The organism is Denitrificimonas halotolerans (genome assembly GCF_034259425.1).
Taxonomy (GTDB): domain Bacteria; phylum Pseudomonadota; class Gammaproteobacteria; order Pseudomonadales; family Pseudomonadaceae; genus Denitrificimonas; species Denitrificimonas halotolerans.
The window spans coordinates 1-17302 of the sequence record NZ_JAXIVU010000001.1 but is presented as its reverse complement, the minus strand read 5'-3'; the positions used below and the strand labels follow the sequence as shown (position 1 = coordinate 17302).

General features: G+C 45.1%; 14 protein-coding genes. 9 read left to right on the top strand and 5 right to left on the bottom strand.

Features of this window, described 5'->3' with window-relative positions; genetic code table 11:
* Position 1 precedes the first annotated feature (1 nt).
* The 3 genes from TOI97_RS00070 (at position 2) to sthA (ending at position 2765) form a co-directional block, all read left to right on the top strand.
* On the top strand, positions 2-1036 hold the full coding sequence (locus TOI97_RS00070; protein ID WP_321552090.1) for an FAD:protein FMN transferase: 1035 nt from the start codon (positions 2-4) through the stop codon (positions 1034-1036).
* An 8-nt stretch (positions 1037-1044) separates the two neighbouring features.
* Positions 1045-1278: a (Na+)-NQR maturation NqrM gene (gene nqrM, locus TOI97_RS00065; RefSeq protein ID WP_321552416.1), complete on the top strand. Its 234-nt coding sequence runs from the start codon at positions 1045-1047 to the stop codon at positions 1276-1278.
* A 95-nt stretch (positions 1279-1373) separates the two neighbouring features.
* Positions 1374-2765: a Si-specific NAD(P)(+) transhydrogenase gene (gene sthA, locus TOI97_RS00060; protein ID WP_321552089.1), complete on the top strand. Its 1392-nt coding sequence runs from the start codon at positions 1374-1376 to the stop codon at positions 2763-2765.
* 51 nt (positions 2766-2816) lie between these two features.
* Here the strand turns inward: sthA and TOI97_RS00055 are convergent, their stop codons facing one another.
* Positions 2817-3539 carry a glycerophosphodiester phosphodiesterase gene (locus TOI97_RS00055; protein WP_321552088.1) on the bottom strand — a complete coding sequence of 241 codons (723 nt, stop codon included), beginning with the start codon at positions 3537-3539 and terminating at the stop codon, positions 2817-2819.
* 316 nt (positions 3540-3855) lie between these two features.
* On the opposite strand from TOI97_RS00055, the gene TOI97_RS00050 reads away from it, so the two are divergent.
* On the top strand, positions 3856-5103 hold the full coding sequence (locus tag TOI97_RS00050) for a lipoprotein-releasing ABC transporter permease subunit (RefSeq protein WP_321552415.1): 1248 nt from the start codon (positions 3856-3858) through the stop codon (positions 5101-5103).
* Positions 5096-5800, top strand: a complete 705-nt coding sequence (gene lolD, locus TOI97_RS00045; protein ID WP_321552087.1) for a lipoprotein-releasing ABC transporter ATP-binding protein LolD — start codon at positions 5096-5098, stop codon at positions 5798-5800. The genes TOI97_RS00050 and lolD overlap by 8 nt, the downstream gene beginning before the upstream one ends.
* 174 nt (positions 5801-5974) lie before the next feature.
* Here lolD and tsaA read toward each other — a convergent pair whose 3' ends face one another.
* Positions 5975-6667 (bottom strand): tRNA (N6-threonylcarbamoyladenosine(37)-N6)-methyltransferase TrmO, encoded by a 693-nt coding sequence (gene tsaA, locus TOI97_RS00040; RefSeq protein WP_321552086.1) that lies wholly within the window; start codon positions 6665-6667, stop codon positions 5975-5977.
* 66 nt (positions 6668-6733) lie between these two features.
* Positions 6734-9607 (bottom strand): RNA polymerase-associated protein RapA, encoded by a 2874-nt coding sequence (gene rapA / locus TOI97_RS00035; RefSeq protein ID WP_321552085.1) that lies wholly within the window; start codon positions 9605-9607, stop codon positions 6734-6736.
* A gap of 289 nt (positions 9608-9896) precedes the next feature.
* Here rapA and TOI97_RS00030 point away from each other — a divergent pair, with 289 nt between their 5' ends.
* Entirely contained in the window at positions 9897-10067 is a 171-nt protein-coding gene (locus tag TOI97_RS00030) for a hypothetical protein (protein WP_321552084.1), read from the top strand.
* Positions 10068-10167: 100 nt separating this feature from the next.
* A complete protein-coding gene (gene ccoM, locus TOI97_RS00025) occupies positions 10168-10284 on the top strand; it encodes a cytochrome c oxidase subunit CcoM (RefSeq protein ID WP_321552083.1) in 117 nt (38 codons plus the stop codon).
* A 127-nt stretch (positions 10285-10411) separates the two neighbouring features.
* On the opposite strand, the gene TOI97_RS00020 is transcribed toward ccoM, so the two are convergent.
* Positions 10412-13876, bottom strand: a complete 3465-nt coding sequence (locus TOI97_RS00020; protein WP_321552082.1) for a hybrid sensor histidine kinase/response regulator — start codon at positions 13874-13876, stop codon at positions 10412-10414.
* Positions 13877-14037: 161 nt separating this feature from the next.
* Positions 14038-14466, bottom strand: a complete 429-nt coding sequence (locus tag TOI97_RS00015; protein WP_321552081.1) for a GNAT family N-acetyltransferase — start codon at positions 14464-14466, stop codon at positions 14038-14040.
* Between the two features lie 67 nt (positions 14467-14533).
* Here TOI97_RS00015 and TOI97_RS00010 point away from each other — a divergent pair, with 67 nt between their 5' ends.
* Positions 14534-15232 carry a response regulator gene (locus TOI97_RS00010; RefSeq protein ID WP_321552080.1) on the top strand — a complete coding sequence of 233 codons (699 nt, stop codon included), beginning with the start codon at positions 14534-14536 and terminating at the stop codon, positions 15230-15232.
* Positions 15229-16836, top strand: a complete 1608-nt coding sequence (locus TOI97_RS00005; protein ID WP_321552079.1) for an ATP-binding protein — start codon at positions 15229-15231, stop codon at positions 16834-16836. Before TOI97_RS00010 ends, TOI97_RS00005 begins: the two co-directional genes overlap by 4 nt.
* Positions 16837-17302: the final 466 nt, after the last annotated feature.

The window sequence follows — 17302 nt, the reverse complement described above, 5'->3', positions numbered from 1 at the left end:
TATGCTGCGCAACCTGTTTAAGGGAGCGTGTTTAGTCTCAGTATTAGCAGTAACGCTCAGTGGTTGTGAGAACAATGCTGAGCGTATAGAAGTGCTGTCCGGTCCGACTATGGGCAGCACTTATACGATTAAGTATGTTTATAATGCAACAACGCCTGCAGTTGACGCTGTGGGTGTTGCTGTACAAAGTATTTTAGATGAGGTCGACCGTCAGATGTCGACCTATCGCTTAGACTCTAATCTTGCCCGCTTTAATCAAGCTCCTGCTCATACTTGCATGCCTATGCCGCAACCCGTACTTGACTTGGTTCAGTATGGTAATGAACTCTCGCGCATCAGTGATGGTGCTTTTGATTTGACCTTGACTCCTTTGCTGAATCTATGGGGCTTTGGCCCGCAATCAAGGGGCAGAGCTGTACCTAGTGCTGAGCAAATAGCTGCAGCTAAAGCACAAACGGGTTATCAGAAAGTACGGATTGATGGCGAACAATTGTGTAAAGATGCAGATGTTAAGCTTGACCTTAATGGTATTGCAGCAGGTTATACAGTTGATCGCATAAGTGAGCGTTTTGCAGAGCTCAATATTAAAAGCTATATGATCGAAGTCACTGGTGAGCTTACTGCTACGGGGCGTAAACCTGATGGTTCACCATGGCGTATTGCTTTAGAGCAACCTTTGGTGGATGGTCAGCGGGCGATTCAGCGTATTTTAGAGATCGATGGTTATGGGGTGAATACATCCGGTGATTACCGTAACTACTTTGAGGAAGGTGGTGTGCGCTTTTCTCATACCATCGATCCTAGAAATGGTACGCCGATAAAACACAACTTAGCCTCGGTCACTGTTGTGGATCGATCCACCTTGCGCGCTGATGGTGTAGGTACGTTGTTATTGGTGCTTGGGCCTGAGCACGGTTTAGCTTTTGCTGAAGCGCATAAAATTGCTGCTTTTTTTGTGATGCGCGATGGCGATGGCTTTATCACGCAGGTCAGCTCAGAGTTTTCCAGGATATTTCCTGAGGGGGGTAATCAATGAGCGGAATCATGTTGTTTCTTGTTGTTTTTTTAGTCATGGCTTTGGTCATTTTAGGAATGTCGGCTGGTGTTCTTGCTGGGCGAGCACCGATTGCAGGTTCTTGTGGCGGTATTGCTAATTTAGGTATCGAAAAGGAATGTTCAATTTGTGGTGGTGTACGCGAAAAATGCGATGAAGTGAATGCCCAAGAGGGGGCTTTAGCGAAAAATGCTATGCAAGCTTATGACGCGACCAAGCGCTAATAGTTTGATATTGGTTATGCTGGCTTAATAAGCCTATTTTTAAAATGTGCTTAGCCGCGCGAATGCTCAGCTGAGCATGTTGTGAAGGAGTCCAAATGGCAGTTTACAACTACGATGTAGTAATTATAGGGTCAGGACCTGCAGGCGAAGGGGCGGCAATGAATGCGGCCAAGGCAGGGCGTAAAGTTGCTGTTGTAGAGAGTCGTGGTGTGCTCGGTGGTAACAGTACGCACTTGGGTACCATTCCATCTAAAGCATTGCGCCATTCTGTACGTCAGATTTTACGCTTTAATACTGGGTCGATGTTCCGACAGATTGGTGAGCCCCGCTGGTTCTCGTTTCCTGATGTGCTTAAAAGTGCAGAGAGTGTAATTGAACGTCAAGTTGCTTCGCGTACAGGCTATTATGCACGTAACCGTATTGATGTATATTTTGGCACTGCAAGCTTTGCCGATGAGCATAGTGTTGATGTTGTAGGACCGAGTCGTGTAGAGAAGTTGGTCGCAAACGAAATTATCATTGCAACGGGCTCACGTCCGTACCGTCCAGCAGATGTTGACTTTAACCATCCTCGCATTTACGACAGTGATACCATTCTAAGTTTAAGCCATACGCCGCGCCGTTTGATTATTTATGGTGCAGGAGTCATTGGTTGTGAGTATGCCTCGATTTTTAGTGGTTTAGGCGTCTTAGTTGATCTGATTGATAACCGTAACCAGTTGCTGAGTTTCTTGGATGATGAGATTTCTGATGCGCTCAGTTATCACTTACGTAATAACAATGTGCTGATTCGTCATAACGAAGAGTATGAGCGTGTTGAAGGTGTTGATAATGGAGTGATTCTACACCTTAAGTCCGGTAAGAAAATTAAAGCTGATGGCTTCTTGTGGTGTAATGGACGTACGGGTAATACAGATCAGTTGCGTTTAGAAAATGTTGGTCTGACGGCTAATGGTCGTGGACAGATTGCTGTTGACGAATATTACCGCACTGAAGTGCCAAACATTTATGCTGCTGGTGATGTCATTGGCTGGCCAAGCTTAGCTAGTGCGGCTTATGATCAAGGTCGTTCTGCTGCGGGTAATATCATTGATGAAGACAGTTGGCACTTTGTTGATGATGTACCAACAGGTATTTACACCATTCCTGAGATCAGCTCTATCGGTCAAACAGAGCGTGAATTAACTGAAGCAAAAGTACCTTATGAGGTTGGTAAGGCGTTCTTCAAGAGTATGTCGCGCGCACAAATTTCTAATGAGCCTGTTGGAATGTTAAAAATTCTGTTCCACCGCGAAACCTTAGCTATTTTAGGGGTGCACTGTTTTGGCTACCAAGCTTCAGAAATTGTGCATATTGGTCAAGCGATTATGAATCAGCCAGGTGAAGCGAATACGTTAAAATATTTTATTAATACAACATTTAACTTCCCAACAATGGCTGAAGCATATCGTGTGGCTGCATATGACGGCATGAACCGACTTTTTTAAGCGGCTCCGGTCGGTGGCCTGATTCGGTCGGAGCCTATTTCGAACAACGTTTCAGCGACTCCCAAGGGTGGCAATGGCCAAACCGGGAAAGTCAGTAATCAGACTGTCGGCACCATAACTCTCGAGCTGACGCATTAGCGTTGGCTCGTTGACTGTCCATATGGACACATGTAATCCTGCCTTTTGCGCTTGTTTAATACGTTTTTTTTGCGCTAGTTTCTTATTTAATATCAGCATTTTGCAATCATAGTGTAATGCTATTTTTATTGGATTAAACCAGACGTGATCAGACACTAGGCCTCGTGCTAAATGGGGTGTGAATTTTTTGGCTGCGTGTAAAACTTTGCGTGAAGAACTAGTGATAATAACTTTGTTTTGTAAAGCATAACGAGTGCACAGTTGAGCAATGGTTTGAACAGTTTGTTGAGCTCGTCTGCTTGATGTAGCTTTTATTTCCAGTTGCCAGTGTTCGAAAGAGCATTCTTTAAAGAGTTGTTCGAGACGAGGTATGGGGCAGGGTTCAGGCCATGGCACAGTATTGTGACGGGCATCCATTTGCACTAATTGTGCGGCGGTAAAATCACCGACTAGGCCTGACCGTCCTGTGGTGCGTTTGAGTTTTGTGTCATGAATGACCATTAGCTGTCCATCTTTAGATAAATGAAGGTCGAGCTCACAGCATTTTACACCACTGGCTAAACAGGCTTGAAAGCTTGCTAAAGTGTTTTCAGGTGCTTCTCCACGCGCTCCACGATGGCCATAAATTAGAGTCATATAAGCACTATCCTTTGATGTTGTGAGTTGCATTATGGGCCGGAGAAAGATCTGTTTAACCCAATTACAAGCCAAAATGTTTACCAAATGAGTGTATGACGCGTTCAGGCAATTTAAAAGACTGTTATATATTGATCGGCAGCGTTGAGAGTGTTGGCTAGTGTGCGGTGAATTTGCAGTGCGATTTTAACCTCAATGCGCTAGTATGCGCAGCGTATCTTGGTAATGCTATGAACCCTTGAGAGCGTGGGCGGTCTGACGTTTATTAACCTGCGTTAAGCAGTTAACTTATCAAATTTTTGTGAATATACCCATTATGTTTCGACCCTTAGCTTTGTTTGTTGGTATGCGTTATACGCGTGCCAAGCGCCGTAATCACTTTATATCCTTTATTTCTTTAACGTCCATGGTTGGTTTGGCTTTGGGGGTTTTAGTGATGATTTTAGTTTTGTCGGTAATGAATGGTTTTGATCGAGAATTGCGCACTAGAATTCTTGGTATGGTGCCTCATGCAACAGTGAGCTCTTTTACCCCGCTAGAGGACTGGGAGCGAGTAGGGCAGCAGGTATTAGGGCACCCAGAAGTAGTGGCTGTAGCTCCTTTTACTCAATTACAAGGGATGTTGACTCACAGTGGTAGCGTACAGCCTGTTTTAGTTAACGGTGTGTTACCTAATGCAGAAAAAAATGTTTCGATCATTAATGAACACATGGTTGCAGGCAGTTTAGAAGCACTAGCTAGTGGTGAATTTGGTATTGTTATTGGTCAGCAAACGGCGCAGCGTTTTAATGCATCGGTTGGTGAGAAACTCACCTTTGTTTTGCCTGAAGCATCAATTACTCCAGCTGGTGTATTTCCGCGTTTAAAGCGTTTTACTGTCGTCGGAATCTTTAAAGTAGGGGCTGAGTTAGATGGTTCTTTGGCGTTGATTCACCTTGAAGATGCCGCTCGTTTGTCGCGTTGGCAGCTGCATGAGGTGGAAGGTGTGCGCTTAAAATTGGATAATTTATTTGATGCGCCACGTGTAGCTTGGGAGATTTCGCGCAGTATCACTGACAGTAATTTGCACCCGCGGGACTGGACACGCAGCCATGGTAATCTTTTCCAAGCTATTCAAATGGAAAAAACTATGATTGCACTCTTATTGTTACTGATTGTGGCAGTTGCAGCTTTTAATATTATTTCTACTTTAGTGATGGTTGTGACCGATAAAAAAGCTGATATTGCTATTCTACGTACCTTAGGTGCTTCACCTGGGCAGGTTATGGCCATCTTCATGGTGCAGGGCTCGTTGATTGGTGTCGTCGGTACCCTGATAGGTGGTGTGCTTGGTGTGATCAGTGCTTTGAACGTGACGACTTGGGTTGCAGGTTTAGAACGCCTTTTTGGTCATCAGTTTTTAAGCTCTGATGTATATTTTATCAGTTACTTACCGTCAGAACTGCGTGGCAGTGATGTGCTGATGATTTGTACAGCTGCTTTGTTAATGAGTTTTTTAGCTACGCTTTATCCAGCTTGGCGTGCTTCGCGCACTGAGCCTGCGGAGGCTTTACGTTATGAGTAATCAGACCGTTTTAGAGTGCCGTAACTTAAGTAAAAGTTATAGTGAAGGGCCTGCTGAGGTGAATGTGCTTAAAGGGGTGGAATTGCTACTTAAGCCTGGAGAACGAGTGGCCATTATTGGTAGTTCAGGGTCAGGAAAAACTACTTTGCTTAATATGCTTGGTGGTTTAGATACACCGACTACAGGGAGTGTGTGGTTAGCGGGTGAAGAACTGTCAGCATTATCAGAAAAGAAACGTGGCTTGTTGCGTAATCGCGCTTTAGGCTTTGTTTATCAGTTTCATCATTTACTAGCTGAGTTCAATGCGCTAGAAAATGTGTGTATGCCGTTATTGATTAGTCGTTTGCCTATTGTGGAGGCGCGGCAGCGTGCTAAAGCCTTATTGACACGTGTTGGTTTGAAGGAGCGTATGTATCATAAGCCGGCAGAGTTGTCTGGGGGGGAGCGTCAACGAGTGGCTATTGCACGCGCCTTAGTGAATGAGCCAAAGCTAGTGTTGTTGGACGAACCAACTGGTAACCTTGATCGTAACACAGCACAGACCATTCAGGAGCTGATTCTTGAGTTGTCGGTTTCTTTAGGAACAGCTTTTTTAGTGGTCACCCATGACCCTGCTTTAGCGCAGCAGATGGATCGTATTTTAACTTTGGAAAATGGTTGTTTGATTCCCGTGGTGAAAGACGTATCTGCAAATTGAGTTATTAAATTGCTGCATATTAAGTCCAGTGCATACAGGCTGAAGGAGTAGTATTTGTACGTTAATAACCTTTCCGTGCTTAACCACGACGTTAGTCACTGTAGTCTCAAAGCACTGGTTAATCTTTGTAGTATTGGCATTTTTTTAATAGAGCTTAATAGAGCCAAAATGTATCTATTTTAAGCTAATTTCGAGCACCTCAATGTGCATCAGGGTGAGGTATCGCCAACGCACCTGTACGTCATAAAACCGCACGCCGTACGTTCGCTTAGGTGTTGGTTGCTGATAAGCCGGCCGTGGGTCTTGGGCTAAACATTGTTCAATCAACTCTATTAGTGGCTGTTGCAAACGCTGTGCATGTTGTTTAGCTTGCTGCAACGCCTTGGGCTGCCAACTCACAGCAATGAGGTCTGGTGGGCTATCGGCAATTTCATTATGTGCCATAGGCACACTGTCGGCATAGGGGACATAAGGTTTGATATCCAGGACTGGTGTGCCGTCGAGTAAATCCACGCCAGAAACCCATAAGCGTCCAACTTCAGTGCGGTCTAAGCGCACGGCTGACTGGCCGATACCATTCGGGCGATGGGTGGCTCGGCTAGCGAAGACCCCGATGCTTTTATTGCCGCCTAAGCGTGGTGGTCGCACCTTTAAGCGCGGCTTTTTTTCCAAGGTTTTGTGAAATAGAAAAATTACCCAAATATGACTGATACGCTCTAAGCCCGCTATTGCATCAATATGATCATAGGGCGGCAGTAACTCAATGTAAGCTTGCGCTGCTGGAGCTAATAAAGGTTGGCGCGGAATAGCGAATTTTTCTTTAAAACATGAGCGCACATAACCAATGGGGGTCACCGTATAAGTCATGCTCTTGTCTCCAAAGTGATTAAGGGTGTTACATCAATCACAAGTATGTGTAACACCCTTGCACTGTTAGCCAGCCACTAGGACGCGAATGGCTTCCAGGCGTAGGGCCGCTTTACCAAGCATCTCTAGGCCTTGTTTCTTGTACGCCTGTAAGGTGTCGATTTCCTCGTCGCGCACATTTGGGTTAATGGCTTGCAATGCAGTTAAACGAGTAATTTCTTCATCCATGCTGGCGGTAAAATCCGCTCGTGCTTGTTCAACACGCTCAGTATGGCGGGGCTCCATTTTGGCGTCAGCACTGTCTACTAGGCGCAATAAGGTGTCACGTTGCGCACGGGCAAACTTAGCAGCACTGGCTCGAGGCACTTTACCCAGTTGGTCGTTAAGTGTTTCAAAACTGACACGGCTGGCAAGGTCATTCCCTTTGTCATCCAGTAAACAGCGCATAGCAATGGGCGGTAGAAAACGGCCGAGTTGTAAATGTTTAGGTGCAATGGCTTCACTGACATACAGAAGTTCAAGTAGCATAGTACCGGGCTTAATTGCTTTATTTTTCAGCAAGGCGACGGCTGTATTTCCCATAGAGCCTGATAGCACCAAATCCATACCACCCTGTACCATTGGATGCTCCCAAGTAATGAATTGCATATCTTCACGACTTAACGCCAACTCACGATTGTAAGTGATAGTGACCGCTTCATCACTGCCTAACGGAAAACTGGCATCAAGCATTTTTTCACTTGGGCGTAAGATAAAAGCGTTATCAGAGTGATCGTCACTATGGATACCAAAAGCGTTAAACAGTTGCTCCATATAAATGGGTAAAGCAACATCATTATCTTGTTTTTCAATGGCTTCAGCTAATGTTTGACCATTGCCGGCTCCGCTGGAGTTCAGCTCCAGCAAGCGGTCACGGCCTTTTTCCATCTCGCTTTCCATCTGTTTACGAACGCGACTGGCTTGCTTGAGCAGAGAGTTCCATTGCTCGTTATTATCATCATCGAGCAGTAAGCTTTCCAGTTGCTGACTAAATTGCAGTTGAATCGCACTGCCTGTTGGGCAGGTGGATAGGAAGGCGTTCAGAGCATGTTGATACCATTCAAAGATACGCTGTTGTGCTGAGCCGATAAAGTAAGGTACATGGATTTCAATAGTATGTTCTTGACCAATGCGGTCTAAACGTCCAATACGCTGCTCTAAAAGGTCAGGGTGCTGAGGTAAGTCAAAGAGGACTAAATGGTGACTGAATTGGAAGTTGCGGCCTTCGCTACCAATCTCTGAACAGAACATCACTTGTGCACCATATTCATCATCAGAGAACCATGCTGCTGCACGGTCACGTTCAATGATACTCATCCCTTCATGGAAAGTGGTGGCAGGAATTCCAGAACGAATACGCAGTGCGTCACCGAGATCTAAAGCTGTTTCCGCATGAGCACAGATCACTAAAACTTTTTCTTTTTTCAGGTTTTTTAAGGTTTCTAGTAGCCAGTCAACTCGAGGGTCGAATTGCCACCAAGGTTCTTCAGCATGTGTTGCTTCAGGATTGTTTAGGTCAGGCTGGTGTGAACCAACTATATAGAGTTCGGGGTGCAGTTGAGCATGTAGATCATTGGGGTTGCCTAGATATTGTTTTGGAAAAGGTAGTGGGGCAGGGTGTAATTGACGCTCGGGGAACCCTGAAATCGCTGCGCGCGTATTGCGGAATAATAAGCGGCCGGTGCCATGGCGGTCGATTAGCTCGCGAATGATACGCTGTGCAGCTTCTTTATCACCTGCATCACAGGCAGCTATTGCAGTTTGACTGGCTTCACCTAAGAAGTTCTGAATGGTTTCTTTGGCAGTGTTGCTCAGTTGATTTGCTTCTAACAACTCACGTACTGCATCAGCAATGGCCTGATAATGCTGGCTTTCTTCTCGGAAAGCAGCTAAATCGTGGAAACGATGCGGATCCAATAAGCGTAAGCGCGCAAAGTGGCTGTCTTGGCCTAACTGTTCGGGTGTTGCGGTGAGCAGTAACACACCGGGAGTAATGCCAGCTAAGTTTTCTACTAGTTGATAAGCTGGACTCGCGCACTCTGGATGCCACACTAGGTGATGCGCTTCGTCTACCACTAAAATATCCCAATCACAACTATAAAGAGCATCTTTTGCTCGCTCATCTTCCAGTAGCCAGTTCATCGAAACTAAGGCTATTTGGCAGTCTTCAAAGGGATTTTCTGCGTCGCTGGCTAAAAAACGCTCAGCATCAAACAGTGCAACCTCTAGATTAAAGCGGCGGCGCATTTCTACTAGCCACTGATGCTGTAGGGTTTCTGGGACCATCAATAAAATGCGGTTGGCGCGACCACTGAGTAGTTGACGGTGGATGATTAAACCAGCCTCAATCGTTTTTCCTAGGCCTACTTCGTCGGCGAGTAGTACACGTGGAGCAATCCGATCAGCAACTTCTTGAGCAATGTGTAATTGATGGGCGATAGGCTGTGCCCGCGCACCAGTGAGACCCCAGAGTTTAGATTGCTGCAACTCGCTATTATGTTGTAAAGAGTTATAACGTAAGGTGAACCAAGGAAGAGGGTCAACTTGGCCAGCTACCAATCGATCGCTGGCCATGCGAAATTGAATGAAGTTGGATAATTGGGTTTCTGGTAGCAAGCAATCTTCACCTGCGTTGTTAAAGCCATGGTAGACCAGTAAACCATCGACCTCGCTGACCTCGCGCACGGTCAGAGTCCAGCCATCGAAGTGACTGATTTCATCACCGGGGACAAAACGCACGCGAGTTAATGGAGCATTACGCTGTGAATATTGGCGGGTTTCTCCTGTGGCAGGGTAGAGAATTGTCAATAAACGACCATCACAGGTCAGAACAGTGCCTAGGCCTTGTTCGGCTTCGCCGTCACTGATCCAGCGTTGTCCGGGTTGATACTGCTGCGTCATGCTTATCTCCGTGTGATGTAAAAAGCGCGTTATGATAGCGGATACTGGCGTTTAGAACACGTTTCAATCTTGCTGGTTGCGTACATATTTTATCTGTTAGGTCTATATTTAGCTCTTTAGGGGGATAGATTGCAGTGTGTTAATTGAGGATTCGCATGCTCCTCACCCCAAAAGTATGAGATCTTACGCGGCTCTAGTAAATGCTGCTAACTGGGCTTTGATGCTGCACTATAGGGCTTCCCTACAGATATAATTATGACAAAACTACATAATTCTCAAAGGTGATTTTATGAGTCAAAAAGCTGAAGAAAATATTGTTGATTTTGTGGTTGAGCGTACCCGGCGTGTACATGATTTAAATGAGAAACGCTTGCAAGAGGTGCGCAGTGCGTTTGTAAAAGCTTTACCCTTGAGTCAAATTTCAGCGAAGAGTAAGAGAAAATCGAAGAAAAAACGTTAGTTGTTTGTACTGCTGTTTTAGTTGACCTTTATCAATACCCCGTTTGGCGTGGCGCTGTATCTTGTATGTAAGTTATTTAATACAGCATGAGGAAATCGCCATGTTTATGGATGTTGTTGTTTTCGCGGGCATAGGCACTGTTGCCCTAATGGTCGCTTTCTTCGTTGGTCTTTTTTATTTTGTTAAGAAAGTAGAAAAGAAGCGTAATTCCAATTGATCTTTCTTCACAGGCTAGCACGCAAGGCAATTAGGGCAACTTCGGTTGCCCTTTTTTTACTCAGTATTTATGAATAAAAACTGCGCTGTGTAACTTTGCAAAAGTGATCTGTTTCCACCGTAAAGGCTTAGCTAGGGATGTGACGATTAATTAGAGCCCTTAACGCTGCTGGTTTGACCGGTTTTGCTAGGAAGCTTAATCCTGCTGCATGTACCTGACTAATAAGCTCAGGACGGCCATCAGCGCTAATGACAATACTGGGGATGGGAGCATTTGCAGTTTTACGCAGCCAAGTCATTAGCTCAATACCTGTATCGCCGCCATCTAAGTGAAAGTCCACTAGAGCAATATCAGGAGTGATGCCTTTTTTAATAAGCGCATCGCACTCAGCTCGATTACAAGCAGTTAATACATCGCAACCCCAGCGTGAAAGCAGACTGTGCATGCCGGCTAAAATACTGCTTTCATTGTCCACACATAGGATGCGTATACCTGCCAGTGGTTGGCTGATGATAGTTGTACGTTTGGCCGGTGACTTTTCTTGATTGAGCTGGCCACTATATAAGGGCACGGTAATACTAAAGACGCTGCCTTTACCTAACCATGAGTGCACTTCAATGCGGTGGCCTAGAACTTTACTTAAACCATCAGCAATGGCGAGACCTAAGCCTAGGCCTTTCTCTTCACGAGTTTGATGACTGTCAAGGCGTTTAAATTCTTCGAAAATAAACTGTAATTTATCTTCGGGAATGCCTTGACCTTTATCCCACACATCAATGCGTACATCTTTTCCTTTGCGACGTACTCCAAGCAGTACGCAGCCATTGGCATAGCGGAAGGCATTGGTTAAAAAGTTTTGCACAATACGACGTAATAATTTGCTGTCACTGACCACGTTAAGGGATGTGCTGCATAAGCGGAAATCAATCCCTTGTTGCTCAGCTAAAGCAGTGAATTCAGCACCTAAGGCTTCTAACCAAGGGCCCAGCGCAAAGGGCTGGGTGTTTGGGGTGATGCGACCGCTTTCAAGGCGGGAGATGTCCAGTAAGTCGCTGATTAAGTCTTCAGCTGAGCGTAAAGAGCTGTCTAGATTTTTAACTAACTCCTGTGCATCTTCTGGAAGGGCTTCTTGATGAGATAGAGCAGCTGAAAATAAACGCGCAGCGTTCAAAGGTTGCATTAAGTCGTGACTTACCGCTGCTAAAAAACGGGTTTTTGATTCGTTCGCATTTTCAGCAACGTGCTTTGCATCACGCAGTGCTATATTGAGTTCGGATAGCTCTCTTGTACGCTCACTTACTCGCTGCTCAAGGCTTTCATTGGCTTCTTTTAAGGCATTTTCAGCTTGGCGGAAAGCAGTAATGTCTGTAAAGCTCATGACGAAGCCTCCGCCTGGCATGGGATTGCCAATGAGCTCAATCACTCGACCATTAGGAAACATCCGTTCAGAGGTATGTGCATTACCTTGGCGCATCCAGTGCAAACGCTTGCTGACATGGTGGTCAATATCTCCGGGCCCACATAAACCTTTTTCGGCATTATGGCGAATAATATCTGCCACTGGACGACCGACTTTGATGAGATCATCGGGATAGTCAAAAAGTTTTAAGTAGCGGCTGTTCCAAGCGACAAGACGTAGTGAGCGATCGACTACACTGATACCTTGCGTGATGTTTTCAATGGCGCCCTGTAATAACGTGCGATTGAACTGCAGCACTTCAGATGCTTCACCAACGATGCGGACCACATCTTCCACATACATTTCACGCCCTTCAATAGCTGCCTTGACGACGACACGTGTAGAAGAGGCGCCTAGTACGCCATTGAGTAAACGTTCGGTATGTGCAACCCATTCACTGCTGGCAGTTTCAGATGGGTTAAAGTCTAAGCGCTTTTTATAAGCAAAACGAATGAAGCTTTGCCTAGCACGATCCTCCCCAACAAAGCGTCCAGCTAAAGTCAATAAGTCACCTACTTGGACGCTAAAAGTTTGCCGTCCACTGACATGTTGCCCAATGAAACGACTTGCTTGCCAGTGTTCGGAGACTCGGGTTTTAGAAAATAAAGAAACTAGAATGAACAGTAAAAAGTTACCGGTTAAAGATAGCAAAACTCCCAAGGTGAGTGGGTCGATGGGAAGACCAAAAGGCTGGCTATAGAGCCAAGTAATGCCTGGGAATGAGGTTAAGGGCCAGCCTGAACTATTGGCTATAAGAGGTAAGACTAAAGTGTAACCCCAAAGGGTTGCGCCAGCAATAAGACCGGCAAACACACCTTGGCGGTTGGCTTGTTTCCAGACTAAAGCACCCAGCATGGCTGGTGCTAGTTGGGTTAGGGCAGCAAAGGCAATTTGACCGGTGGTTGCTAGACTCGTATTGGCACCTAATAAACGGTAGCTAGTATAAGCGAGTAATAAAATAATAATGATGCTCAAGCGGCGTGCGGTTAGCATCCAATAGCGAAAGGCTTCAAATGGGCGGTTCGTGGATCGAGCGGCCAGCATTGATGGGAGCAGTATATGGTTTGAGATCATAATCGCTAACGTAACCGAGGCGACAATCACCATGCCTGTAGCAGCTGAAGCACCACCAATAAATGCAATGAGTGCAAGAGAGGGGTTGCCTTCAGCGAGAGGTAGGCTAATCACAAAGGAATCGGGAACAACAGATGCAGGCAGACGTAATTGGCCAGCTAGAGCAATAGGGATTACAAACAAAGCAACTAAGAACAAATATAAAGGAAAGACCCAGCGAGCTATTCGTAAGTGCTTGTAGTCATTATTTTCAACCACTGAAACATGAAACTGGCGAGGTAAGGTGTAAATAGCCATCATTGCAACACAGGTTTGTACAATCATTGCAGGCCAGTTTGTAGCTTCGTTCCAATAAGCATCCAGTTTTGGTGCCTCTTGTGCTTGCTTCCAAAGATCACCAAATCCGTTATACAGACCAAAAATCACAAACATACCGACAGCTATAAAAGCCAATAGTTTGACCAGTGACTCAAAAGCAATAGCGAACATTAAGCCCCTATGATGCTCGGTAACATCTAAATTGCGGGTACCAAATAAAATAGTAAAGAGTGCTAAAGCAACAGTAACAATTAAGGCCGTATCTTGAGCGTGGGCGCCCGTTGCATTTGCTGAGGCTCCTGTTAGTAAGTTAACACCAAGCACAATACCTTTGAGTTGTAGAGCGATATAGGGTAAAGCACCGACTAAACTGATGAGTGTAACTACCACAGCTAAACGTTGAGATTTTCCATAGCGAGCAGCGATAAAGTCAGCAATGGAGGTGATGTTTTCTTGTTTGCTAATCACCACCATTTTTTTGAATACCCATGGTGCAAGCGTGAGAAGTAGAATAGGGCCAATATAAATTGGCAAAAAAGACCAGATCTGTTCTGCAGCTTGGCCCACGGAGCCAAAAAAAGTCCAGCTGCTACAATAGACTGCTAACGATAAACTATAAATTGATGCACGCATGCGCGGACTAACAGTTGTGCCGCGACGGTCGCCATAAAATGCAATGGCAAACAGAATTGCCATATACGCCAGTGCTACAAGCGCAACAAGACCCGTGGAAATCGTCATTAACCTGACCTGAGTAATTAAGTAAGAGGCAAATATCTTAAGGAAAACTACAGGTATATGATAGCGCTTACACATGCGCTAATGGGCTAGGGGATACCTGTAGATTGTGCTGGGTTTAGACTTTTCGGATTAGAGTAATCATTAAAATGGTCTACCTTAGGCTATGAATGGTGGTAGCAAAGTGCTATTAAGGTTTTGTTTTTTTGGTAGCGAGTAAGACGACTTTTAAGTGGTTCGGGTAATTGATGAGCTGTAACGAAGTCTAGGTTGCAATAAAATTTTTCTAGCTGTGGATGACAAAATAACCAAATCGGTTTGTCTACGTAAGAGTCTTGTAAGTGGTTAATTAATAAGCGGGCAATACCTTGCCGGCGGTATGCAGGCGCTGTAAATAAACTGGTTAACCAAAAACCTTCAGCGACAGGTGAAAGGCAAACACCTGCAATGATTTCTGTTGCACGCACTACCCAAGCGTCAGCCTGCTCAGTAATGCACATTGAGCTTTTGTGATGACGATAAAACTTATGCAGCAGAGTGTGATGTGTTTTTGGCAAATAATCCACGCTGAAGGGTGTAGGGCGGTATGGCATATAGACTCCAGGTATTGCTTTGTTGTTCAAGCTAAATAGTAACCCTTTACTAAAATATTAGGACATGATGAACACTGTTTTAATTGTTGAAGATGATGAGCGTCTAGCGAAGTTGATGTGTGAATATTTGCAGGCACAAAATTTTACCGTGTTGTTAGAAATGAATGGGCGCTCAGCGGTGCAGCGCATCATTAGTGAGCAGCCTGATTTGGTTATTTTAGATCTTATGCTGCCGGATCTTGATGGGTTTTCTATTTGCCGCAGTGTGCGCTGTGAGTATAAGGGGCCCATCCTTATGTTGACTGCACGGACTGATGATGCCGATCAAGTTCAAGGGTTGGAGCAGGGTGCTGATGATTATGTGTGTAAACCCGTTAAACCTTCCGTTTTATTAGCTCGTGTTAAAGCCTTATTACGGAGAATAGAAAATACTGAACAGAAGGTACAGCTTTTGCAATTTGGTACGTTGACTATCGATTGCGCACGGCGCAGTGCTTTTTTGCGCGATGAACTTATTGACTTGACTGGAGCGGAGTTTGATTTGCTGTGGCTGTTAGCCAGTCATGCGGGTATCCCCTTGTCCCGTGAAGTGATTTTTAAAGAATTACGCGGTATTGAATACGATGGTGTTGATCGTTCTATTGATGTACGTATTTCACGGATAAGGCCACGCATAGGTGATGATGGTGAACAGCCTGAAATTATTAAAACTATTCGTAACAAAGGTTATATGTTTGTAGGTGAAGCGGCGCAAGAGTTAACGTGAGTTCGATTTTCTTTCGAGTCTATGGAGGATTGCTTGCTGCTCTAATACTGACAGCGGGACTTGGTGCTCTGGCGTTGCATTTGACTCATGAAATGCGTGCTGAGCAGCATCGAGAGCGCTTGGCTAGTGGTACCTTCAGGTTGATGGCGAATAAGTTAGCTGAATTAGATGCGTTTGAACGTACTCGCTCTCTCATTTTGTGGGAGCGACTGTTAGGTGTTCCTCTTTATATAAAAACAGAAGATGCATTATCATTGCAACGTCACGAATTTGGGCAAATTATGCGTGGGCGTGTGTTGGTTAAGCAAGATTTAGCCCATTCGGCAACGATTTATAGTTTGATTGATCCTGGTGAACGTAAGGTTTTAGTTGCAGAGGTGCGGCGTGTCAGTGAGCAGTTAGCGCGCGCTACCATTTCTTTATTAATTGATGAGTTGGTTCATTACCCAGCTGCGCAGCAGGCCAAGCAGTTAGCTGTACTGGCGCAAAAACATCGATTTGGCTTTGATTTAAGCCTGCTGACGGTAGATAAGACAGACTTGGATGCGGAACAGCTACGGCGTATTGAAGAGGGTGATACTGTCATGGCTTTTGATCACGATGGGAGTGCTGTTCGTGTATTTTCAGGGGTTAATGAGACACCATGGGTATTAATGCTAGGGCCGATTCGTCAAGTGAACCCCTATCCAGCGTATATGTTGTTGTCTATAGCGGTGTTGGGTTTAAGTATGGTTGGCATTTTAGTGTATCTGTTGGTGCGCCATTTGGAGCGGCGCTTGCAAGGGTTGGAAGCGGCTGCTACACGCATAGCTCAAGGTCACTTGAATGTGCGTGTAGCTGAAAGTGGTCATGATTCTGTAGGGCAGTTGGCGGTACGCTTTAATGAAATGGCCATTCGTTTAAAGATGTTGATAAATGTGCAAGGGGATATGGTGCGAGCAGTGGCCCATGAATTGCGAACCCCTTTGGCGCGTTTACGTTTTGGTTTAGATATGGCTGCTAACGCACAGGATGCTCAAATATTGAGTAAGTACGTAGCAGGCATGGATCAAGATATTGAAGATATGGACGCCTTGCTGAATGAAATGTTGACCTATGCTGGATTGGAGGCCGGAGTGCCGGATTTGGCTTTAAAACCTGTTGAGTTGGGAGCATTAATTAAGCAGGTGGTTGCTGAGTTAACGCCACTGCGTTCAGGGGTTGCTATAACTTGCTCTTGTAGTGAGTATGATCAATATTGGGTAGATGCTGAGCCGCGGTATTTGCGACAAGCCTTACAGAATCTGGTGAGTAATGCGCAGCGTCATGCTCAAGGGGTAGTGCAGTTGAGTTGCAATGTTGATGGTGAGTTTTGTTCGATAGTTGTAGAGGATGATGGCAGCGGTATAGCTGAAGACTTGCGAGAAAAGGTGTTAACACCTTTTTTGCGTTTGGATGACAGTCGTACCCGTGCTTCAGGTGGTCATGGGTTGGGGTTGGCTATAGTGAAGCGTATTATGCATTGGCATGGTGGGCGAGTACGTATTGAAGGTAGTGAGCTGCTTGGCGGTGCTCGCTTTATTTTAACCTGGCCTAAATTAGCGCAGGGAGAGATAGCTGGCTGAGTGCGTGTAGAAGGTTTGCTTGAATGCGTTAAAAATAATAATTTTGAAACATTTTGAGTTAAAGGGCTTTACAGCTTTTTAAAAACCTGTAGAATGCGCACCTCGTTAGGCAAACACAGTAATAACTGCTTGGCGTAAGAGTTTGATTCTTAAGGAAAAATCTTAAAAATTAAACTTGACAGGCTGAAGTTCTGGTGTAGAATGAGCGGCCTGCCAAAGAGGCTTAAATACCTCTGCGGCATCAAGGGTTGAGCGGAAATTAAGTTTCCTAAAAATAAACCTTGACAGATTAAATGGTGAGTGTAGAATACGCCACCTCGCTGAAGCAGGTAGCTTCAGCGAAACGTTCTTTAACAATTTGAATCAAGCAATTCGTGTGGGTGCTTGTGTCGATGATTGATAGTCAAAAAGATTATCAGCAACACAAGTTACTCTGTGAATTCATAGAGTTATTTTTGTCTTTTTA